Source organism: Crossiella sp. NPDC003009 (assembly GCF_053591555.1).
The window spans coordinates 1-21,756 of the sequence record NZ_JBSFUA010000032.1 but is presented as its reverse complement, the minus strand read 5'-3'; the positions used below and the strand labels follow the sequence as shown (position 1 = coordinate 21,756).

At 71.7% G+C, this 21,756-nt stretch carries 16 protein-coding genes and 1 pseudogene; 9 read left to right on the top strand and 8 right to left on the bottom strand.

The annotated features are described in order from the left end of the window. Positions 1–452 precede the first annotated feature (452 nt). The 3 genes from ACWDY5_RS27850 to ACWDY5_RS27840 are packed head-to-tail and all read left to right on the top strand — an operon-like array spanning position 453 to position 1,010. The gene (locus ACWDY5_RS27850; protein ID WP_449725113.1) at positions 453–716 is read left to right on the top strand and encodes a hypothetical protein; all 264 of its coding nucleotides are present in this window, start codon (positions 453–455) and stop codon (positions 714–716) included. Next, positions 710–850 carry a hypothetical protein gene (locus ACWDY5_RS27845; RefSeq protein WP_449725186.1) on the top strand — a complete coding sequence of 47 codons (141 nt, stop codon included), beginning with the start codon at positions 710–712 and terminating at the stop codon, positions 848–850. The genes ACWDY5_RS27850 and ACWDY5_RS27845 overlap by 7 nt, the downstream gene beginning before the upstream one ends. Continuing rightward, positions 810–1,010, top strand: a complete 201-nt coding sequence (locus tag ACWDY5_RS27840) for a helix-turn-helix domain-containing protein (protein WP_449725112.1) — start codon at positions 810–812, stop codon at positions 1,008–1,010. Before ACWDY5_RS27845 ends, ACWDY5_RS27840 begins: the two co-directional genes overlap by 41 nt. A 221-nt stretch (positions 1,011–1,231) precedes the next feature. Here the strand turns inward: ACWDY5_RS27840 and ACWDY5_RS27835 are convergent, their stop codons facing one another. The 4 genes from ACWDY5_RS27835 to ACWDY5_RS27820 all read right to left on the bottom strand — a co-directional run bounded on the left by ACWDY5_RS27835 (position 1,232) and on the right by ACWDY5_RS27820 (position 9,004). Then, a complete protein-coding gene (locus ACWDY5_RS27835) occupies positions 1,232–2,302 on the bottom strand; it encodes a DUF4192 domain-containing protein (protein WP_449725111.1) in 1,071 nt (356 codons plus the stop codon). A gap of 241 nt (positions 2,303–2,543) precedes the next feature. Beyond that, entirely contained in the window at positions 2,544–5,903 is a 3,360-nt protein-coding gene (locus ACWDY5_RS27830; protein ID WP_449725110.1) for a phosphodiester glycosidase family protein, read from the bottom strand. A 207-nt stretch (positions 5,904–6,110) separates the two neighbouring features. Further along, a complete protein-coding gene (locus tag ACWDY5_RS27825) occupies positions 6,111–6,629 on the bottom strand; it encodes a M23 family metallopeptidase (RefSeq protein WP_449725109.1) in 519 nt (172 codons plus the stop codon). A gap of 530 nt (positions 6,630–7,159) precedes the next feature. Beyond that, on the bottom strand, positions 7,160–9,004 hold the full coding sequence (locus tag ACWDY5_RS27820; protein ID WP_449725108.1) for a Xaa-Pro dipeptidyl-peptidase: 1,845 nt from the start codon (positions 9,002–9,004) through the stop codon (positions 7,160–7,162). A gap of 233 nt (positions 9,005–9,237) precedes the next feature. Between ACWDY5_RS27820 and add the strand changes: the two genes are divergently transcribed. The 5 genes and pseudogenes from add to ACWDY5_RS27795 form a co-directional block, all read left to right on the top strand. Further along, positions 9,238–10,251, top strand: coding sequence for an adenosine deaminase (add, locus tag ACWDY5_RS27815; protein ID WP_449725107.1), 1,014 nt, complete (start codon positions 9,238–9,240; stop codon positions 10,249–10,251). A gap of 102 nt (positions 10,252–10,353) precedes the next feature. After that, positions 10,354–13,296 carry a helix-turn-helix transcriptional regulator gene (locus tag ACWDY5_RS27810; RefSeq protein WP_449725106.1) on the top strand — a complete coding sequence of 981 codons (2,943 nt, stop codon included), beginning with the start codon at positions 10,354–10,356 and terminating at the stop codon, positions 13,294–13,296. 132 nt (positions 13,297–13,428) lie between these two features. Further along, a complete protein-coding gene (locus tag ACWDY5_RS27805; RefSeq protein ID WP_449725105.1) occupies positions 13,429–14,526 on the top strand; it encodes a hypothetical protein in 1,098 nt (365 codons plus the stop codon). 1 nt (position 14,527) lies between these two features. Next, the gene (locus tag ACWDY5_RS27800) at positions 14,528–16,903 is read left to right on the top strand and encodes an FAD-dependent oxidoreductase (protein ID WP_449725104.1); all 2,376 of its coding nucleotides are present in this window, start codon (positions 14,528–14,530) and stop codon (positions 16,901–16,903) included. Next, positions 16,861–17,511, top strand: a pseudogene (locus tag ACWDY5_RS27795) (patatin-like phospholipase family protein); the annotation flags it as partial. The gene ACWDY5_RS27800 and the pseudogene ACWDY5_RS27795, both read left to right, overlap by 43 nt. A gap of 197 nt (positions 17,512–17,708) precedes the next feature. On the opposite strand, the gene ACWDY5_RS27790 reads toward ACWDY5_RS27795, so the two are convergent. Beyond that, entirely contained in the window at positions 17,709–18,437 is a 729-nt protein-coding gene (locus ACWDY5_RS27790) for a DedA family protein (RefSeq protein ID WP_449725103.1), read from the bottom strand. Further along, positions 18,434–19,051 (bottom strand): class I SAM-dependent methyltransferase, encoded by a 618-nt coding sequence (locus ACWDY5_RS27785; protein ID WP_252486205.1) that lies wholly within the window; start codon positions 19,049–19,051, stop codon positions 18,434–18,436. The genes ACWDY5_RS27790 and ACWDY5_RS27785 overlap by 4 nt, the downstream gene beginning before the upstream one ends. Before the next feature lie 81 nt (positions 19,052–19,132). Between ACWDY5_RS27785 and ACWDY5_RS27780 the strand changes: the two genes are divergently transcribed. Further along, on the top strand, positions 19,133–20,485 hold the full coding sequence (locus ACWDY5_RS27780; RefSeq protein ID WP_449725102.1) for a CoA transferase: 1,353 nt from the start codon (positions 19,133–19,135) through the stop codon (positions 20,483–20,485). Positions 20,486–20,492: 7 nt separating this feature from the next. Here the strand turns inward: ACWDY5_RS27780 and ACWDY5_RS27775 are convergent, their stop codons facing one another. Next, a complete protein-coding gene (locus ACWDY5_RS27775) occupies positions 20,493–21,353 on the bottom strand; it encodes a class I SAM-dependent methyltransferase (protein WP_449725101.1) in 861 nt (286 codons plus the stop codon). A 93-nt stretch (positions 21,354–21,446) separates the two neighbouring features. Then, on the bottom strand, positions 21,447–21,756 hold a 310-nt coding region (locus ACWDY5_RS27770), incomplete at its 5' end, for a helix-turn-helix domain-containing protein (protein ID WP_449725100.1).

The window sequence follows — 21,756 nt, the reverse complement described above, 5'->3', positions numbered from 1 at the left end:
TCTCTTCAATCCACAGTGGACAGACGTGCTCGTTGCTCGGTACGGGATCGACAGGCGGTTGTGGACACGGACGCTGGGGGTGTCCTGGGCGCGGTGGGGGCACAACACCGTGCCCACGAGGCGAGTGCTGGGGCGACACTCGACGGGGTTCGAGTGGCGGGCTTGGGATCACCTCCGGGAGTTCAGCTTGGGGCCGGCGAGGACCGGGCTGACCGGACGCAGCCGCGTGATTTGTCGTAAATCGATAAATCGAGGGGGTTGGGGCGCATGGAACAGGGAGTCGCGAGGACCGGTTCGCCGACTCGTTGGTTGCGGGTGCTGGCGGCGTTCTTGGGCGTCGTGCGACTGGTCGGGGTAGTCGTCCAGTTGGCGGTGGGACAGGGCGGGGTCCAGCTGGGGTGCTCGCCGCCGTACCGGAGGGGCTGGCACCGGGTTTTCGGGTTGGTGGCGGAGTGATCACCTTCCTTGATCGGGACGGCTCAGCGGAGTTCCTCTCGTTGGCGCTGCTGACCTGGCTGCCGTACGCGGTGGTGGATGTGGTCGTGCTGTTCCTGATGGCGCGGGTGGTCCGCCAGGCGAACGTGGGTGAGCGGCCCCTGTTCGCCGCTACGACGGCCCGGTCGTTCCGGCGCATCGGTTTCCTTTTGCTGCTCGGCAATCTGGTCGCCGGTGTGCTCGATTCGCTGGGCGATCGGCGCCGACTGGGGTGGTGTTGACCGGGTCGCCGATGTTCCGGTGGCCGGACGGCCGGGCGATCGCCTGGGCACTGGTCGGTCTGGTCGTGCTAGCGGTCTCGGAGATCGTCTGGCGTGGTGCGGTGTTGCGCGAGGAAGTGGAGGGCACTGTCTGATGTCGCCAGCCGAGCTGTCCCAGCGGGTTCAGATCAGCATCGTGAATCTCTCCAATCTCAAGACCGGGAGGCCAGGGCCATCCGGTTTTCCACGCTGACCCTGCTGTGTAAGGAGTTGCGGTGTCAGCCGGGCGAACTGCTGCGGTACCGGGATAGGTGAACCCTCCGGTGGACGGCCGGGCGGGTTCCGGTGTCGGTGGGTCGGGTTGTTGCCGTTGGGGCGACGGCGGTTGTGATGGGTTGTTCCGGCTGGAGCCGCTGGGCTGGGCGGTTTCCGGGAGCGACTTCCGGCCGAAATCGTTGTAGTGCAATGGAGTGACGTTCAACTGAGCCGTTGGACTGCTGTCGGTGGGGCCGGCCGACGGCATGCCCGGGATCGGCTCATCCGGACGAGGTCGCCTGCGTGGGGACGACCAGGTCCATACCGGGTCGCTGGGAGTTGTTGATGGCGGCCAGCACGTCCTTCGGGGGCAGTCCGGCGTCAATGGCACGGCCGAGCAGGGAAGCCAGCATGTGACCGGGCTGCGCCTGTTCCGCGCGTTCCAGAGCGATGTTGGCCAGCACCCCGTCGCCGCGGTGGTAGGCGGCGAAGGCGAGCAGTGTCGCCGGTTCGGCGCATTCCGGGGCCGGGGTCTCGCGGGTCAGCTCCAGCCACAGGCGTTCGGCGGCCTGGCCGCTCTCCGCGCCGAGGGTCATGGTGAGCGCCACATCCCGGACCCGGTGGTCGTTGAGGGCGATGGCGAGGCGTACCACGAGATTGTCGGTGATCTTGAACGAGCCGTCGGCGATGTTCTTCAGCTCAGCTTGGATGGCCCGGATACCGGCCCCCGCGGTCGGCATGCCGCCGGGGACCGTGTTGTCCGCGTGCCAGTCGAGTCGGCAGCTCCGGCGTTTCAGCGCCCTCTCCTCGCCCCGCAGGCTGTTGACCAGCGTCTCGCGCGAGTCGTAGGTGACACCGCCCGAGGCGACGGTGGCCACGTTCAGCAGTGAGACGTCCGGGTCCGGGACCACACCGGTGAGGTCGGGGTGTTCGTAGTCCTGCCAGAGAGCGTTGTGGCGGGTGTGTTCCGCCCAGAGCGATTCCATGACCTCGACGCCTTGCTTGTGCAGTACCTGGGTGAGGGCGAGGACCAGCGCGCGGCGCGGCGGCCGGGTGGGCAGGGCCACCACGGGCGCGGGTTCGCCGGGCTCCGTGGGCGGCGCGGGTGTTCGGGTGCCGCCGCCGATGACGCAGAGCTGCACGGCGGTGGCCCCGCTGCTGAGGATGTTGTCGCACACGAACGCGATGAGGTCTTCCTCGTCGGCCACCTCGGGCAGTGGCGCGCGCAGGACGCGCTGGATCTCCAGATCGTCGCTGTTGGCGAAGTAGAGGACCACGAGCGAGTCGTCCGGGTGGTAGCCGATGAGGGGTGGGAGAGCGGCGATGACGTCGCCGGGTTCCCGGAGCTTCACGGTTGTCGGTCGGGATGGGCGGAGTGGGGTGGCTGTGGCGGTGGTCATGGGTCGAGATTGGCGGGAGGGCGGGGGGAAGGGAACTGGCGCGGCGGGGGGCTGTGGACAGGTGGCTGATTGTGGATAGGTCGCGATCTTGAAGGTGGATTGGCGCGGGGGTGGGGGCGGAATGGTGTAAAGGGCTGGCTCGGCGTGCGGTGGTGCGGGGCCGAGCCAGCCCTGGAGATCGCGGGATGCGGGGTCAGCGGATGGTGACGGGGCTGCTGGTCGCGGTGGTGTTGACGGTCAGCGTGAGCGTGGCGGCCCCCGGACGCAGGGCGGTGAGGGTGCTGGTCGCCGGATCGAAGGCGGCAATGTGCGTCGGCCCCGCCGTGGCCGGTGGGCCCAGGTGCAGGGCCGGGCTCGCGGTGTAGGTCGTGGCGATGGGGTAGCCGATCGGGAACGTCCGCGTGCCCTGGCGGAGAGCTGGGGTCAGCCGGTGGCTGGTTCCCGGGGTCAGCGTGGCCGGGACGTCCAGGACCAGTCCGTCGACGTGCGGGCGCTGTTCGGCCTGGACGGGACTGCTCGCGGCCGGGTCAACGCGGAGCAGGGTCCAGCCGGTGAAGCCGCCGTCAGCGGGTGCCGCGGCCGGCGCCTTCCCCGAGTTGCCGTTGATCAGGTAGGGCACGCCGTCGCGCCTGGTCGCGTGGAACAGCCCGGCGTGCGAGGCCACCGAGACGGCCGGTTTCCCGGTCTTCGCCCGGAAGTCGGACAGCCAGGTGGTCAGCAGGTTCGCTTCCTTCGGGTCGGACAGCTCGGAGGCGCCCGAGGGTGTCGGGTCGTCGACCGGGTGGTGCATCGCGACCAAGACCGACTTGACGTTCGCATCGCCTGCCGCGCTGTCCAGGGCGGTGCGCAGCGCCCGCAGCTGGTCGAAGCCGCCTGCGCGGAGCGAGCCGAGCGCGGAGTCCAGCAGGATCAGCCGCAGGCCGTTCTTGTCGACTACCCGATGGGTCGGGCCGAAGTGCTTGCGGAACTCGGAAGTGTCGCCCGGCCCGTAGGTCTCGTGGTTGCCTGGCAGGTAGAACCACGGAATCCGGTCGCCCAGCTCGCTGTCCAGGATCTGCCGCGCCAGGGCCATGTCGGCAGGGAGGGCGCGGTCGACCAGGTCGCCGTTGATGAGCACGACGTCGGGCCGGGCGGCCAGCGCCTCGCGGAGGGTGCGCCTGGCCTGCGCCACCAGCGGTCCTTCGGGGGCGTCCGCGGTGAACTGGGCGTCGCTGACCACCGCGACGCGCACCGCGCCCGGCCGGGCCTCCAGCGTTCCGGTGCGGATGATCGCCGGGTCCTGGGGCGTGGCATCGGCGGGAACGGTGATCGGGACGGCCGCCTGCGCGGTGAGGCCGGAGAAGGCGATCTTGCCCTCGTACTGCCGTTCGCGATCGGTTTCCACCACGTAGAGCCGTTGCAGGCGGAGCTGGCCGGTCAGCGCGGGCGGGATCGGCGCCTCGACGTAGCGCCAGCCGGTCCAGTCGACCTGGCGGGCAAGGTCGATGACGGTGGGTGTGCCGGCGGCGTCCAGCACGGTCATCCGCAGCCATACCTTGCTGTTGTCACCATGTGCCCACACACCCAGCCGCTGGGTGCCCGGCGGCAGCGGGGCGGGCGGGTCGGCGTTGAGGTAGGCGGCCCGGGTCGCGGTGGTGCCGGTCAGCCGGTAGTTCAGGCTGACCGCCTTGCCGCCGTCGCGGCCCGGCACGAGGGAGAGGTCGGCGCCGACCACGGCGGGGAAGACGCTGGCCTGCCAGCCGGTTAGATCGTCCATTGTGGACACCACGCGCGGGCTGACGCCGATGGTCACGCCGAGGTGCGTGGTCAGGCCACCCACCTTGGCCTTGACCACGGTGGCGCCGGACCCGGTGACGGCCGCGGCGACGAAACCGTTGCGGTCCTTGCTGATCTGCACCACTCGCTGGTCGTACTCGAGGGTCACGTCAGCCGGTTCGAGCCAGGTGCTGAAGCCGTCGGCGTCCTGCCCCAGGATCTGGAACCGGCCGCGCGCGCCCAGTCCGGACAGGGCGACGCGTTCGGTGTCGGAGTCGATGCGGGCGGCTTTACCCAATACGGTGAAAGTCGTCGATCCCTTGGCAGAACCCCGGGAAGCGGTCACAGTCGCCTTCCCGGAAGTGCTAGCGTGGAACACATCCCGCGACACCTTCCCTGCTCGTGTTGGGGTAACACGCCAGGTCGGTTCGCCGGGTACAGGGGCACCAGTCTCGTCGTGACCATGGGCAGTCACGGCACGGGTCTGACCGGCAAGCACTCGGTCGGCCGCACCGGCCCGGACAGCCGGTTCCACGCGGAAGGCGGTCAAGCGGCCGCTGCCGCGATTCGCGGTCAGGCCGATTCCGTTGGGCACCAAGCGTTCGCCACCATCGGACGGCTGGTTGTGCACGCCGGCGGCGCTGTCGCCGGGACGGCGGGCCAGCAGCGTGGACGAACCGCCGCCGTCCAGGTTCAGGGCGTCATCGGCGCCGAACGAGCGCAGCAGCTCGGCGAGCTCGCGTTCGGTCATGCCTCGACTGTCGGCCTGCCTGCCGTCGACCGTCACCATCCACAGGCGACGGCCGTCGGCGGAGAAGCCGATGGCGGTGCGTGGGTGCATGGTGGTGTCGTCGAGGTTCTGGACGACACCGTCCTTCACCAGCACCCGGTTGCCGCCGACCGCGGCGATCGGCACCGGGCCGTCGGTGCGCGGCTTGTAGGACACCTCGACTCGCTGGCCCGGGACGAGGGCAGCCAGGCGTTCGGCGCCCGCGTCGACGCCGAGCAGGTAGGCGGTGTTGGCCGGAATCGGTCCCTCACCCGGGGCGGGGCGGACCGCGGTCACCACACCGTCGCGCAGTTCCACCTCGGTCGCCTTGGACGCGGCGCCCGTGGCGGTGCGACGGGAAGCGTGGCCCCACAGCGCGGTGAACACACCGACGCCGTTGGCCGCGACGACCGGTGAGTTCAGGTTGGTGCCGGTCAGCCGGGCGCCACCGGGCAGGGTGACGGTCGCGTCGAGGAACACCTCGGCGAGGCGGCCCAGGTCGGCGGGGCCGATGGCCGCGGTGAGGTTGTGGCCGGTGGCCGGGGCGTGGCGCAGCGTGCCCGCGTCCATGCCGACGCCGAGTGGGGCGCCGGTGGCGTTGATGTCGAAGAAGTCGCCGTTGACGCCGGCGACCACACCGCGGGCGGCGGCCTGCTCGGAGAGCGGGCTGCGTGCGGCGACCGCGCCTGGACTCAGGTAAGCCGGGCGCAGGGTGCCGCGGCCCAGGTCGGCGGTCAGGACGTCGCCGCGGATCCAGCCGCGGGCGTCCAGCCGGTCGAACTCGGTCAGGTCGAGGCCGGGGGCGACCGGCGAGGTCACCTCGGCCACCGGCAGGGCGTCCACCCGGGGCGCACCGGCGGTGAGGGTGCTGACGCCGCCGTCGGCGGTCGAGGCAGCGGGCGCGTCCTCGATCGGGCGTGGTCCCAGCGATGCGGTGACGCCGCCTCGATCGGCGATGGCCGGGACGGGGACGGCGGTGGTGAGGGCGAGGACCGACAGCAGGGCGACGGTGGCGCGCAGGGCTCGCACGGCGACCTCCGGATCAGGACGGACATCCAGCTCGGTGAATTGCCAACAGAAAGGACAACGCACCTGGAGGAAGTTTGACTAGCCGCCAGATGGACGTCGGATGACACGCCCAGAAAAAGGCGGACCTCCCGGCCCAGGGGGGTGAAGACCGGGAGGTCCGTAGGTGGCGCGCACTCTGGGGGGCGTTCTGGCGCGCCACGTCAGGGGTCAGCAGTTGCGGCTGGTGTAGCTCCGCGTGCCGTAGTACAGGGCGGTGGCGCCGTTGAGGACGATGCGGACGGCGGCGCCGTTGAGGCGCTGCTCGTAATGCAGATGCGCGCCGGTCGAGCCGCCGGTGTTGCCCACGTTGCCGATCTGCTGGCCACGCGTGACCCGTTGGCCGACGCTGACCCGCTGCACCGACAGGTGGGCGTACCGGGTGCGCCAGCCGGCACCGTGGTCGATCTCGATCCACCGGCCGTAGCTGGTGGAGCCGGTGTTGCCCACGACCGTCACCGTGCCGGCGGCCGAGGCGTCCACGATGTCTCCTTCGTCGTTGGCGCGGTTGAAGTCGAGGGACAGTTGCGGGTTGTGGTTGGTGCGGGTCTGCCCGGACCAGACCTGCCCGCAGGGGAACGGCATCTGGAACGCGGGTGCGGCGCTCGCCGAACCCGTGCCGACCACGACGGTCAGCACGGGGGCGACGACAGCTCCGGCGAGCACCGCGGCAAGACGCTTGCTGGACATATGACCTCCGCAGGGATGAGGAGGTCACAGGACAGCAGCGGCTCGTACAACCCGCCTACAAACCATATACAAACTGCGGCCATTTTTGGTTGAGAATTCTCGAAATCGGTTCAGATGACTTGATCACCACTGGTTGCGACGTTTGGGGGCAGCCGGGCGGCGCGCGGACCAGGCGGGACCGAGAGAACCGGCTGCGGGCTGGGAACGGAAGCCGGCCGCAGGTCTGGACTGGGCCGCGGGCTGAGCTCGGGCACAGGAAGGGCTGGGCCGCAGGCGGGACTCGGGCACAGGCCGGACTGGGGCACGGCCTGGACTGGAGCACGGGCGGGACTGGGGCGCTGGCCGGACTGGGGCACGGGCCGGACTGGACGCTGGCCGGACTGGGCGCTGGCCGGACTGGGGCACGGGCCGGACTGGACGCTGGCCGGACTGGGGCGCTGGCGGAACTGGGGCGCGGGGCAAGGGGGCGGGGCTGACGGGCCGAGGCCCCCGGGCTGTGTGCTCGGGGGCCTCGGGTGGAAACGGTGGGGTCAGAAGCCGAAGGCGGCGCGGACCGCTGAAGTGCCGCCGACGACGGGGAGGGTGAACTCGGTCTGGTTCAGGTTGACCGACAGGCCGGCGCCGGGCTTGGGGCGCAGGGTGTAGTCGTAGTCGCTGGAGAGCAGGACGATGCCGAGCTTGTGGCCCGCGGGCAGCACGTAGTCGTCGGGCTGCATCTCCACGTTGACCCGGTACTGCACACCCGGACGCAGGGGCTGGGTGCGGTCCTCGCGGTGGCGGTTCTGCGGGTCGGTCCAGCCCCTGGTGATGATGTGGTTCTTGCCGTCGGGGGCGCGGTCGACCAGCAGGGCCGTCACGTTGGCCGCGGGGCGGGTGAAGGACGTCTTCAGGTCCACGCCGACGGTGCCGGAGATGCGCAGCGGGGCCGCGGCGGGACCGCTGAAGTACGCCAGCCGGTGCGGGGACTCCGCGGCGGCGGTCAGGTCCTCGGCCTTCTTCGTGGCGTCGTCGACGATGTTCTCCAGGACCGGGCGGCCGTGCACGCCGTCGACGTGGGACAGGGCGCCGGTGGTGCTGCCGCCGGGGAGTGGGTGGAAGCCGACCTCGCGGGTGCCGGGGGCGGGCCACTCGGCTTCCTGCACCCAGCTCTTGTCCTCACGCTGCAGGGTGGCGCGGGGCTCCTGTTCGACGCCGTTGCGGTGGTCGTACAGGTACCGGGTGAACCAGCGGTTGAGGGTCTTGAGCCATTCGTCCTTGCGGAGGCTGAACGGGTCCGAGTGGCCGGACTGGTGCCACCAGATCTTGTGCGGGGTGCCCTGCTTGCGGAGCTGCTCGTACCACTGTGCGGCGTGCTTGGTCTTGACGTTCCAGTCGTTGAGGCCGTGCACGACCAGGGTCGCGGCCTTCACCTTGCGGACGTCGTTGAGGTAGTTGCGCTCGTCCCAGAACTCGCTGTAGTCGCCGGTGATCCGGTCCTGGGCGGCGGCGACCTCGGCGATGATCGGCTTGCAGATCTCGCGGTCGGTGCGGGTGTAGACGTACTCGGCGAGCACGTCGGCGTCCTCGCCCTGGTAGGTGCCGGGGGCGACCACCGCGCCGTCGGCCCGGTAGTAGTCGTACCAGCTGCTGATCGCGGCGATCGGGACGATGGCCTCCAGGCCCTTGACCCCGGTGCTGGCGACCGCGTTGGGCAGGGTTCCGTTGTAGGACACGCCCATCATGCCGGTCTTGCCGGTGCTCCAGGTGGCCGCGGCGGCGGCGCCCTTCTCATCCCGCGCCGGGGCGCGGCCGTTGAGCCAGTCCACAATGGACTTCGCGCCGATGGTCTCGTTGCGGCCGCCGGTGGTGGGGCAGCCGGTGGACTCGCCGGTGCCGAGGGACTCGCCGTAGACCACCGCGAAACCGCGGGCGGTGAAGTACTCCTCGTAGCGGGAGACCGGGATCGGCTTCTCCCGGGGACCGCCCACGGCCGCCTCGACCCGCTCGTCGGTGCGGGCGGAGGTGACCGCGCCGTCGCGGCCGGGACGCTTGGGCACGTGCAGCTCGACGTCGACGTTGTGGTTGGGCACGTCGTTGGTCGGCGCGTAGTAGGGGCTCGGCAGGTAGACCACCGGGACCTTCAGGCCCGCCGTGGTCGCCTTCGGCCGCACCACCAGCGCGTGCGCCTCGTCGTTCTTGCCGTCGCGGTCGGAGTCGACCGGCGCGCGCACCCACACGTTCTCGCGCAGCACGTCCTTCGGGTCGAACACCGGTTGCGCGGCGCCGTCGGCGAACACCGGTCCGCTCGGCGGGTCGGCCAGCGCGGGCACCGCGGTCAGCGGCAGCGCGGCGAGGGCGACCGCCACGGTCAACGGGACACTGCGAGCACGCCTCATGGGCACTCCTGATGATCACGTGTGCTGGTTGGCACCGGCACCCTTTCCCGAGGTGTGGCGCGTGTCAATAGTCCGTTGACCGGCTCCCAGGGGTTGGTCGAGACTGGGCGGGTGACCTTGACCTCTGACGTGCGGCTGCCGCTCTACGGCAGCGATCACTCCCGGGGCGACCTGGCCTGGTAGTGGCGGTGGTTCCACTTCCACCCCACCAATCCGCACGAAAGGTCATTCACATGGACATGCGTTCCTTCGTCGCTGCCCTGCCCAAGGCGGAGCTGCACGTGCACCTGGTCGGCGCCGCCTCGGTGGACACCGTCTTGGAGCTCGCCCGCAGGCACCCCGGCCGCGGCGTTCCCACCGAACGGGACGAGCTGGCCCGCTACTACGAGTTCACCGACTTCGCGCACTTCATCACCGTCATCGGCGCGCTGGGCCGGCTGGTCACCACCGAGGCCGACGTGGTCACCCTGCTGGTGGGCCTGGCCAGGGACCTGGCCGCGAACCAGGTCCGCTACTGCGAGGTCACCGTCACCCCGGTCAACCTCTTCAACGCGGGCATCGGCGACGAGGCACTGGTCAGCGCGCTGGCCACCGGCAAGGAACGGGCCGCGACCGAGCACGGCGTAGAACTCACCTGGATCTACGACATCCCCGGCGAGCAGGGCGTGGAGGCGGGCTGGCGGACCATCAACTGGTACCGCGAGCACCAGCCGGAGCACACCGTCGGCTTCGGCCTCGGCGGTCCGGAGATCGGCGTGCCGCGCGGTCAGTTCAAGCCCATGTTCGACCTGGCCCGCGAGACCGGGCTGCACTGCGTGCCGCACGCCGGGGAGACCACCGGCCCGGAGACGGTGTGGTCGGCGCTGCTGGACCTGGGCGCGGAGCGGATCGGCCACGGCATCCACTCGGTGCGCGACCCCGAGCTGGTCGGCTACCTCGCCGAGCACCGCATCCCGCTGGAGATCTCCCCGCACTCCAACCTGCGCACCCGGGAGGTGCTCGACCTGGCGGAGCACCCGCTGCCAAAACTGTTGGCCGCGGGCGTGCCGGTCGTGCTCAACACCGACGACCCCGGCATGTTCGACACCGACCTCAACCGCGAGTACCTGGCCGCGCACGAAAAGATGGGCCTGACCGCGAAACAGCTGGTCGACATCGCCCGCACCGGGGTCGAGGTGTCCTTCGCCAGTGACGCCACCAAGGCCGCTCTGCTGGCCGAGCTGGACGCGGTCACCCTGCCCGGCTAGTCCATTCTCTGGAGAACCCACCACCGGACGGCTCCGCGTCGTCGCCGCGGGACTGGCATAATCTTCCCCGCGGCGGCGATGTGGGTGGGGGGTTCGGAAACGATGTCCGGTCGGCGGGATCAGCAGATCACCCCGACGGCGGACCCGACCCTGCGTCCACTGGTCGGGCGACAGCCACTGCTCAAGGTCCTCGGCACCACGCTGAAGCGTTCCGCGCGCAAGACCTTCCACCTGGTGGAGCTGGTCGGCGAGCCCGGTGTGGGCAAGTCCCGGCTGGTCGCCGAGGTGGCCGGCCGGGCCCGTGAGCTCGGCATGGTCACCCTGGCCGGGCGGGCCGCGGAGTTCGAGCAGGACGCGCCGTTCGCCGCGGTGGTGGACGCCCTGGACGACCACCTCGAGTCCCAGGTCGGCCTGCTGACCAGGCGGTTGCCGCTGCCCGAGGCGCGACTGCTGTCCTCGGTCTTCCCCGGGCTGACCGTGGACCTGCCGCAGGTGCCGATCCCGGCCGGCGCCGGTGGCGCGCGCTACCGGCTGCACCGGGCGGTGCGCACGCTGCTGGAGGTGCTGGCCGAGTCCTCCGGGCTGACCCTGCTGCTCGACGACGTGCACTGGGCCGACGAGGCCACCATCGAGCTGCTCGACTACCTGGTGCGGCATCCCCCGCGCGGGCAGGTCGTGATCACGGTCGCCTACCGGCCCGCCCAGGTCTCCGCGCGGCTGCGCACCGCGCTGACCCAAGTGCCGGCGGACCAGGGCACCAGGGTCACGGTGAGCCCGCTGTCGCAGAAGGAGACCGAGGAGTTCCTCGGTCCGGGGATGAGCCAGGCCAAGCGGCGCAGGCTGTACGAGTCCAGCGGCGGCAACCCGTTCTACCTGGAGGCGCTGTCCAGGGCGGAGAACGGCAACGGCAACCCGCTGTCCCCGATCACCGGCGACCTCGCCGAGGACGCGCTGCGCGATGTGCCGGACGCGGTCCGCTCCGCGCTGCAGGTGGAGCTGGGCCAGCTGTCCTCCAAGGCGCTGCTGATCGCGCACGCCGCCGCCGTGGTGGGCGATGAGTTCGAGCCCACCGCCGCCGCGGCCGCGGCCGAGCTGACCGACGCCGAGGCGCTGACCGTGCTGGACGAGCTGGTCGCCAGGGACGTGGTGCGGGTCGCGCCCACGCCGGGCCGGTTCCGCTTCCGGCACCCGCTGGTCCGGCACACCGCCTACACCTCGGCCTCGGCGGGCTGGCGGATGGCCACCCACGGCCGGGTCGCCGCTTACCTGCAGAAGCTCAACGCGCCCGCGCCGCAGCTGGCCCGGCACGTGGTCCGCTCGGCGGGCTTCGGCGACATAGACGCCGTCGGGGTGCTGACCACCGCGGCCCGCTCGGTGGCCCCGCGCGCGCCGCTGACCGCCTCCTACTGGCTCACCCAGGCCCTGCGCCTGCTCCCGGACATCCCAGCCAACACCGGCGAACGCATACAGCTGCTCATCGAGCTGGCCGGAGCCCAGGGCGTGAGCAGCCAGTTCACCGAGGCCAGGGACACCGCGCTGGACGTGCTGGAACGGCTGCCCGCACAGGCCTACCCGCAGCGCGCGATGGTCGCGGGCCACATCTACTCCAAGGTGGAACGGCTGCTCGGGCGTTCGGTCGAGGCCCGCGCCCGGTTGCAGCGGGAACTGCGCGCCGTCCCCGTCGATCAGCTGCACCACGCCGGGCCGCTCTACCTGCGGCTGGCTGTGGAGGCCACCTGGTCCGGCGAGAACGCCGAGGCCACCCGGCTGCTCGGCGAGGTGCCCGTGGACAAGGTGCCGTCCACGATCGCCTACGCGGTCGCCGCCCTGGGACCGATGCCCGCGATCGCCAGCGGTGATGGCGCGCGTGGCCTGGCACTGCTCGGCGAGGCCGATCGGGTGCTGGCCACCGCCACCGCCACCGACCTCGCGCCCTGGCTGGACGCCCACACCTGGCTGTGCTTCAGCGACCTGCTCACCGGCCGCTACCGCAACGCGCTACCCCGCTTCGAGCGGGTGGCCGACATCGCCCGCAACACCGGCCAGAACTACATCCTGCCGCCGCTGCTCTCCGGCCAGGCCCAGGCCGTGGCGGTGCTCGGTGACATGGACGAGGCGTTCACGCTGATCGAGGAGGCCATCGACGTGGCCAGGGTCGGCGGCTCGCCGCAGTCCCTGGCGCTGGCGCTGGGCTCCCGGTCGATGCTGCTGACCTGGTCCGGCGAGCACACCGAGGCGCTGCGGGTGGCCGCGGAGGCCACCCAGGCCGGTGGCGATGTCCCCGAGTGGCCGAGCCTGCGGGCGCGGGTGGCCGAGGCGATCGCGGTGGCCTACACCGGCGACCTCGACGAGTCCGGCCCTGCCGAGGTGTGCGATCTGCTGGAGTCCGTGCAGCGGGACCAGCCGATGCTGCTGATGCTCTGCGAGACCATGGCGCACCTGCTGGCCGGGGCGAACCGCTGGGCCGAGGCCGGCGGCTGGGCCGACCGCGCCGAGCGGGTGACCGACCCCGCACTGCCGATCAACCGGACGATGGCCGACCTGGTCAAGGCCCATGCGCTGACTGGCACCGATCCCGAGGCCGCCGCCGAGCTGGCGCTGCGCTGCGCCACCGTGCTGGAGCAGGCCGGGCTCAAGCTGGAGGCCGCCCGCGCCCGGCTGCGCGCCGGACTCGCCTACGCCGCGGCCAAGGACCGGGTCAAGGCGCTGCCCGAGCTGGCCGCCGCGGCTGAGGCCTTCGCCGCCTGCAAGGCCAAGACCTTGCGGGCCGAGGCGCTGCGGGCCACCCGCCGCTTGGGTGTCCGGGTGGCCGTCCCGGGTGGACCGAAGCAGAGCGGGCCGTTCGGATTGTCACCGCGAGAACTCGAAATCGCGCGACTTGTGCTCGACGGGCACACCAACCAGCAGATTGCTGAGAAGCTGTTCATCGGCATCCGCACCGTGGAGACCCACGTGTCGCACGTGTTCACCAAGCTCGGTGTGACCTCGCGGGCTAGCGTCGGCCGGGTGCTCGGGCCCGCCCTGGACGCCCACGACCGGGGCTGAACCGACGGCTTCGTCCGGGTCGGGGCAGTTCAGCGGAGCTGACCCGGATGATTTGTCAGTGATTCCCACGATGGCACGGAGCAGGTCGGCTGGCCATGGTGGACACACACACGATGGTCAGGTGAAGGACCCATGAAACGCGAGATCCCGCTGTACACGCTCGACGGCGTGCGCGACGCGGACGTGTCCACGCACCCGTTCACCACCGAAGACGGCCTCGGCCTCAGCCTGCTGCGTTTCCACCGCGGCGAGAGCCAGGACGTCGTGCTGCTCATTCCCGGGCTGACCCAGTCCAGCGACATGTTCATCATGCCGGAGCACCGCAACCTGGTCAGCTACCTGCTGGACAACGGCTACGGCGACGTGTGGTCGCTGGACAGCCGGCTGAGCAACCGGCACCCGTACAACCACGGCATGCACCGCTACACCCTCGACGACGTGGCGCACTGGGACAGCGCCGAGGCGGTGCGCACCGTCCGCAAGGCGATCGGCCCGGACCGCAGGCTGCACGTGATCTCGCACTGCCTGGGCGCGGTGTCCTTCCTGATGGGCCTGTTCGGCGGCGTGATCGACGGCGTCACCAGCGTGGTCGCCAACAGCGTCGGGCTCACCCCGACCCTGCACCCGTACGCCGCGGCCAAGATCGCGGTGGAGCCGAGCCTGCTCGAGTACGTGGCCGGCTTCGAGTACTTCGACCCGAACTGGGGCAGCGCACCCCGGTTCACCAGGGCCTGGCTGCTGTCCAAGGCCATCTCCATGGTGCACCGCGAGTGCGACGTCTCCGCCTGCCACGTGCTCAGCCACCTGTGGGGCGCCGGCTGGCCCGCGATGTACCGGCACGAGAACCTGCTGGAGGTCACCCACCGCAGGCTCGGTGACCTGTGCGGTGGCACCGGCATGAACTACTACCGGCACGTGCGCAAGATGAACCTGGCCGGGCGCGCGGTGAAGTTCGACCCCAAGGACGAGCGGCACGAGGAGCTGCCCAACGACTACCTGGGCAACGCGGCCATGGTGGACGTGCCGATCCTGCTGACCACCGGCGACACCAACAAGGTCTTCGGCGACTCCAACGAGATCTGCTACCGCAAGCTGGAGAAGATGGCGCCCGGCAGGCACGAGTTCCGGATCCTGCCCGGCTACGGCCACCTGGACCCGTTCATCGGCGAGCACGCCGACATGGACGTCTTCCCGCACCTGCTCGACTTCATCAAGCGGCAGGCCGGTTGAGATGACCGAACATGTGGACGTGGTGGTGGTCGGGACCGGCTTCGGCGGTTCTGTCAGCGCCTACCGACTAGCCGAAGCCGGCAAGTCCGTCGTGGTGCTGGAGCGGGGCCGCAAGTACCCGCCCGGCTCCTTCGCCCGCTCGCCCGCGGAGATGCGGGGCAGCTTCTGGGACCCGGCGCGCAAGCAGTACGGGCTGTTCGACGTGTGGAGCTTCCGCGGCTTCGCCTCGCTGGTCTCGGCCGGGGTCGGCGGTGGCTCGCTGATCTACGCCAACGTGCTCAAGCGCAAGGACGAGCGCTGGTTCGTGCACGAGGAGCCACTGCCTGGCGGCGGCTACGAGACCTGGCCGATCACCAGGGCCGACCTGGAACCGCACTACGACGCGGTGGAACGGATGCTCACCCCTGCTCCGTATCCACTCGACCACCCGGATTTCTCGGATATGCCGAGGACGAAGGCCATGCGCGAGGCGGCGGCCGCGCTCGGCCTGGAGTTCGAGCGTCCGCCGCTGGCAGTCCGGTTCGCGGCTCGGCCAGGGGGCGAGCCGGGAACCGGGCTGCCGATCGAGGAGGAGTGGTACGGCAACCTGCACGGGGAGCAGCGCCGTACCTGCCGACTGTGCGGCGAGTGCAACATCGGCTGCAACGATGGCGCGAAGAACAGCCTTGACCACACCTACCTGTCCGCGGCCAACGCCTACAAGGCGGACATCCGCGAGCGCAGCGAGGTGCGGGTGATCCGCCCGCTGGCCGGCGGCGGCTACGAGGTGGGCTACCGCAGGCACCAGGAGGACGGCCGCACCACCGCAGCCACCATCCGCTGCGACCAGCTGGTGCTGGCCGCGGGCACCTTCGGCACGCTGCACCTGCTGCTGCGCAACCGGCCGCGGTTGCCCAGGCTGAGCAAGGCGCTGGGCACCAGGTTCACCGGCAACGGCGACCTGCTGACCTTCCTGCTCAAGGCCAAGGATCGCGACGGGATGCGCGACCTGGAGGCCAACCGGGGACCGGTGATCACCAGCGCGATCCGGGTGCCGGACGCGGTGGAGGGCGAGGGGATCGTCGGGCGCGGGCACTACATCCAGGACGCCGGCTACCCGAGCTTCGTGTCCTGGCTGGTCGAGGCGGCCAACGCGCCGAGCCAGCTGACCAGGATCTTCGGCTTCGCGGCCAAGCGGCTGCTGAACGCGGTGGACCGCTCGCCGAGTGCCTCGCTCTCCCACGACCTGGCCGGGCTGCTCGACGACGGGGTGTTCACCGAGAGCTCGGTGCCGTTGCTGGGCATGGGCCGGGACGTGCCGGACGGGGTGGTCCGGATGCGGGACGGCTGGCTGGACATCGACTGGACGACCGAGTCCAGCCTGGAGTACTTCGGCGGGGTCCGCGCCACCATGCGCGGCATCTCCGAGGTGCTCGGCGGGGAGTACCACGACAACCCGATGTGGCTGACCAAGCGGATCATCTCGGTGCATCCGCTCGGCGGGGCGCCGATGGGGCGGCACCCCGGCGAGGGCCTGTGTGATCCCTACGGCGAGGTGTTCGGCTACCCGGGTCTCTACGTCGCCGACGGCGCGGCGATGCCGGGACCGGTGGGCCCGAACCCCTCGCTGACCATCGCGGCCTGGGCGGACCGTCTCTGTGACCGGCTTCTCGGGGGAGGGGGGCCAGCGCACGGAAGCACGGTCGAGCCCATTGACCCGCACCGTTCGGAGGGAGCGGTGCGGGTCCCCGAGGAGGAGCCGGCCGGTCGAGGGGGGCCGGCCGGCTCCGCCGGGCTGTCCTTCACCGAGGAGATGTCCGGGTCGTTCGCGTTGGGGGAGAGCGAGCCGAGGCAGGGCGAGCTGGTGGGGCGGCGGGACGAGCGGGGGCTCACCTTCCGCCTCACCATCTCCATCGAGGACATCGACCGGTTCCTGGACGACCCGAGCCACACCGCCACCGCCACCGGCTGGCTGCACTGCGACGACCTGGGCGGCCGGGTCTCGGTGCCGCACGGCCGGTTCCACCTGCTGGTGCCGGGTTCGGCGACGGACACCCGGCACATGTACTACCGGCTGTTCTTCGACGACCTGGCGGGCAACCCGCTGACCCTGACCGGGCGCAAGGACCTGCACGACGACCCCGGTCTCGACCTGTGGTCGGACACCACCACCTTGCAGGCGTGGCTGCACGCCGGGCACGTCTACGAGGACGAGGACCCCGGCCAGGCGATCGGCGCCGGGGTGCTGCACATCGGCTGGCGGGACTTCCTGCGGCAGCTGGGCACGATCCGGGCGACCGGGCCGGACCCGCTGGGCACGATCGAGCGGTTCGGGCGGATGTTCCTCGGCCGGCTGTGGGAGGTCTACGGGCCGCGCGGACCGGAGGACGAGGAGTGAGCGGCGGGCTGGCGCTGGTGCTCTCCGGTGGCGGGGCGCAGGCGGCCTACTTCGGCGCGGGGGTGGCGCAGGGGCTGGCCGAGCTGGGGCGCACGCCGCGGATCTACTCCGGGACCTCGGCGGGTGCGCTGAACATCGGGCTGCTCGCCGGGGGCATGGCGCCGGACGCGCTGGTGCGGCTGTGGGCGGAGCTGGGGTCCTCGGACGTGTACCGCTTCCGCGCCGACCTGCACCGGCTGCTGCGGCCCTGGCAGCTGCTGCGGCTGGCCGATGACCTGGTGGGCAACGCGCTGGGCGCGATCGGCTGGACCTGGCTGCTGGACACCGCCCCCGCCCGCAAGACGCTGGCCAAGGTGCTCGCCGGGGACGAGCTGCTGGTCGACGACGAGGTGGTCGCGGTGGTATCCGCGGTGGAGCACGCCACCGGGCACGTCACCCGGTTCACCAACGTGCTGCCCCCGGAGCACCGGCGCACCGACCGGTTCCGGCGGGTCGAGCTGACCGTGGACCACCTGCTGGCCAGCGCGGCGGCCCCAGTGCTGTTCCCGCCGGTGGAGATCGACGGGGTGGAGTACACCGACGCCGGGCTGGTCGCCAACACCCCGCTCTCGCCGGCGCTGGCCTACGAACCGGACACGGTGATCGTGGCCGCTTCCTCCCGGCGACAGCCCACGGACAGACCGGACTCGCTGGACGAGGCGCTCGGGCTGCTGTTCGCCAACGTGGCGCGTTTCGCGGTGGAGCAGGACTTCCGGCACGCGCAGACGGTGAACAAGCTGGCCAAGGCCGGGGCCACGGACAAACGTCAGGTGGAGCTGGTGCTGGTGGAGCCGAGCGCGGACTTCAGCATCTCCGGCTTCGTCCGGTTCTCCCCGGACACCGCGCGGGCCGTGGCCGAGCACGGCCGGTCCAGGGTGCTGGAGCTGCTGGGCTGACGCCTCCGCCACACCAGCACCGCCACGACCAGCAGCAACACCCCGAGCAGGCCGAGGCTGACCCAGCTGGACACGGTCGCCACCAGCTCGTAGGAGCGGCCTGCGGCCCAGCCGATGAGCACCCACAGCGCGCCCCACACCGGCGCGACCGGCAGGTTCCACCTGGCGAAGCGGTGGTAGGGCAGCCCGGCCATGCCGGCCAGGCGGGGCACCAGGGTGCGCGCGCCGACCACCCACTGGCCGAGCAGCACCGCGCGCTCGCCGAAGTCGCCGACCAGGCCGGTGATCCGCTGCCAGCGGGCCGGGCCGATCCGCCGGACCGACCAGCTGCGCGGCAGGTCGCCCTCGCCGCCGAGGCTGCGGCCGCGCCAGTAGGCCAGCTGCGAGCCGGTCAGCGCGGCCACCCCGGCGGTGATCATGGCCGGGACCAGCGGCACCGTGCCGAGCTGGGTGAGGAAACCGAAGACCAGCAGCGCGCTCGCGCCCGGCAAGATCACGCCGATGACCAGCGCGGCCTCGGCGACGAGCAGCAGCCCGACCGCCAGGCACACCAGCAGCGGCGGGAGCCCGCTGAGCTGCTCCCGCAGCAGCTCGATCATGTCTTGGGACGCCGGCACACGTAGGTGATGGCCGGCGGCACGTTGCGCCAGACCACCCTGGTCAGCAGCACCTCGTCGAAGACCGATTCCAGCAGGATGCGGAACTTGCGCGCGCCGACCATGCCGAGCGCGTGCACGTAGGCGAAGGTGGTGAACACCCCGGTCTGGCCGATGCCGTCGGCGACGTGGCCGATGATCTGCCGCTGCACCTGCTCCGGGATCAGCACCCAGGGCAGGCCGGAGACGACCGCGTCCACCATGCCGGGTTCGCCGACACCGCGGTCGGCGAGCACCTTGTCCAGGTCGGCCGCGTTGGCGTTGACGACCTCGATCTTGGGGTAGGCCGCCTGCACGTGCGTGGCCAGGTCCTCCTCCAGCTCGATCGCCAGGTAGCGGCCCCGGCCGCCCAGCCGCGACTCGATCGCGCCGCTGACCGCGCCGGTGCCCGCGCCCAGCTCCACCACCAGCGGCTCACCCTGGCCGGGCACGACCGAGGCGAGCCGGGCCGCGAGCGCCGGGGAGCTGGGCACGACCGCGCCGATGAGGCTCGGCTGCCGCAGCACCGCGGAGACGAAAACGGCCAGCGAGCTGCGTGGTGGGGGTGCTGATGTCACCGCACCAGACTGCCTTATCGCCGCCTGTGATGTGCACGGGGATGTCCGATCTCAGGGCTTTTTCAGGGCTAGCGTCGATTCATGAACGCTCTCCAGCAGGTGTGGGGCGTGCTCGGCGGGAACCCCGCCGATCTGGCCTCGGTCACCGTGACCAGCCCGGACGAGATCCTCCCTGCGATCTTCACGGTGACCGAGGCGGCTACCGCGGTGGTGGCGGCGGGCTCCCTGGCCGCGGCCAGGCTGTGGCGGACCCGTGGGGGTCCCGACCCTGAGGTCACCGTGGACGGCCGGGCCGCCGCGGTCGCCCTGCGCAGCGAGCGCTACCTCCGGATCGACGGCGTCGCGCCGCCGGTCTGGGGTCCGTTGTCCGGGGACTACCCGACCGCGGACGGCTGGGTGCGGCTGCATGGCAACTACCCGGCGCACCACCGGGCGGTGCTGACCGCGCTGGCGGTGCCGGAGTCCGAGGTGGCCGCCACGCTGCGCACCGCCTCGGCGGTGGCGGTGGAGGAGGCGGTGCTGGCCGCCGGTGGCGCGGCCGCCGCCCAGCGCACCCGCAGCGACTGGCTGGGCACGCCGCAGGCCCGCGCGCTGGCCAAGCTGCCGCTGATCGAGCTGACCTGCCGCTACGACACCCCGCGCCGCCCGCTGGGCCAGGCGGACCGGCCGCTGGCCGGGGTGCGGGTGCTCGACCTGACCAGGGTGATCGCCGGGCCGGTGGCGGGCCGGACGCTGGCCGGGCACGGCGCGGACGTGCTCCGGGTGGGCGCGGACCACCTGGAGCTGGTCGAGCCGCTGGTGGTGGACACCGGCTTCGGCAAGCACTTCTGCCACCTGGACCTGCGCGATCCGGCGGCCAGGGACACCCTGCGCGAGCTGGTCCGCCAGGCCGACGTGCTCATCCAGGCGTTCCGGCCGGGCGCGCTGGCCCAGCTCGGCCTCGGCCCTGACGACTGCGCCGCGCTCAACCCCGGCCTGGTGACGGTGTCGGTCAGCGCCTACGGCCAGGCGGGCCCGTGGTCAGGGCGGCGCGGCTTCGACAGCCTGGTGCAGGTGGCCACCGGCATCGCGCACGAGACGGCCACCGCGGCCGAGGCCGACCGCCCGGTGCCGCTGCCCGCCCAGATCCTGGACCACGCCACCGGTCACCTGGCCGCGCTGGCCGCGGTGGAGGGCCTGCGCCGCCGGTCCCAGCACGGCGGGTCCTGGCACGCCGAGGTGTCGCTGGCCCGCACCGCGGCCTGGCTGGACGGGCTCGGCCGCCACGACGGGCTGACGCTGCCGGAGCCGCAGGTGGCGGACCTGCTGACCGAGACGGGCACCCCGTTCGGCCGGGTCCGGCACGCGCGCCCGGCAGGCACGATCGCGGGTCAGGCGCCGTACTGGGCCAACCCGCCGCACCGGCCGGGCGCGGATCCCGCGGCGTTCCGCTGAGACCTACTCAGTCGGTCAGCAGCCGCTCCACTGGCCGCGCGGCCACCTCCGGCGCCGGCCGGGACAGGTAGAGGTCGGTGTGGAAGTAGCCGGTGGACTCCTTGTCCCGCACCGGGATTCCCGCGGAGGTCAGGGCGTGCACGGTGGCCCTGGCCTCCTCGGCGGAGGCGAAGCGGCGCTGCCGGAAGGTCCGGCCGGAGAGCTTCTCGGTGACCAGTCCGTGCCTGCCGAGCACCTCGGCGATGGCCCGGTAGGACACCCCGCGCAGCACGAAGGCGGCCACCCACGGCGGTCGGCGCACACAGTCGAGCAGCCGCCGGAAGGTCAGGTGGGTGATGTAGCCGACCCCGCCGGTGACCGTGACCATGTTCGTCTCCGCCACGGCTTCGCGGAGTCCCGCGCTGGGCTCGGCGTGCTCCAGGTCCTCGCCGAAGCCCGCGTCCAGCATCCCGGCCCGCTGCGCGTAGGCGACCGCGCGGGCCGAGCGGTCGATGCCCACCGTGCGCGGGGCCTTCGGGCGCCGGCGGCTGCGGAAGAAGGTGTGGTCCCGCGCCGCGAGGTCCTGGGCCGAGGAGGAGTCCACCTCGGCGTAGCGCACGTACAGGTCGTTGAGCACCAGGTCGTGCCGCAGCAGGGCGGTGTTGACCCCGTACGAGCAGCAGAGATCGGTCACCGTGGCGCCGCTGGCCGGCTTGGGGCAGAACTCCAGCAGCCTGCGGAAGACCTGCTGGGCGTGGTGCGGGATCTGGTACTCCAGGGGGCGCAGCGTGCCGAAGTAGGCGCGCGGGTCGTGCTGTTCGTAGATGTGGTCGAAACTGGCTTTTCCGGCCAGGAGATATCCGCTCGACTCGGCCTCACGGGCTACCACTCGGGCTCCTTCGGACGACCTCGGTTGGTACGGTCTCCCACCGGAAACTAGCGGCTCCGCTACCTGTAGAACCGGCCGTGATTAGGCGAAACATCACGTTTGGCCGGGGTGCGGTTCGGGCAGCCAACGCAGGGCGAGCCATAGTTCGGCGCGGGTGTCCGCGTCCTGCGGATCGCAGTCCAGCAGCCGGGCAGTTATCGCCACGCGGTGCCGCACGGTGTTGCGGTGCACGCCCAGGACCTGGGCCGCGGTCTCCCAGTTGCCCCCTGCAGCCAGCCAGGCTCGCAGCGTCTCGGCCAGCGGGGCCGGGTGCCCGGCCAGCGGCGCGAGCCGGGCGCGCGCGAACTCCGCCGCGTCCGCCGCCGGCACCAGCCCGTCCAGTCCGCCGCGCGGCGACTCGGCC

Coding starts and splice junctions, on each gene's coding strand:
- ACWDY5_RS27825 (WP_449725109.1), bottom strand. CDS start 6,629: ATGTCCAGCAAGCGTCTTGCCGCGGTGCTCGCCGGAGCTGTCGTCGCC.
- ACWDY5_RS27820 (WP_449725108.1), bottom strand. CDS start 9,004: ATGAGGCGTGCTCGCAGTGTCCCGTTGACCGTGGCGGTCGCCCTCGCC.
- add (WP_449725107.1), top strand. CDS start 9,238: ATGGACATGCGTTCCTTCGTCGCTGCCCTGCCCAAGGCGGAGCTGCAC.
- ACWDY5_RS27810 (WP_449725106.1), top strand. CDS start 10,354: ATGTCCGGTCGGCGGGATCAGCAGATCACCCCGACGGCGGACCCGACC.
- ACWDY5_RS27805 (WP_449725105.1), top strand. CDS start 13,429: ATGAAACGCGAGATCCCGCTGTACACGCTCGACGGCGTGCGCGACGCG.
- ACWDY5_RS27800 (WP_449725104.1), top strand. CDS start 14,528: ATGACCGAACATGTGGACGTGGTGGTGGTCGGGACCGGCTTCGGCGGT.
- ACWDY5_RS27790 (WP_449725103.1), bottom strand. CDS start 18,437: ATGATCGAGCTGCTGCGGGAGCAGCTCAGCGGGCTCCCGCCGCTGCTG.
- ACWDY5_RS27780 (WP_449725102.1), top strand. CDS start 19,133: ATGAACGCTCTCCAGCAGGTGTGGGGCGTGCTCGGCGGGAACCCCGCC.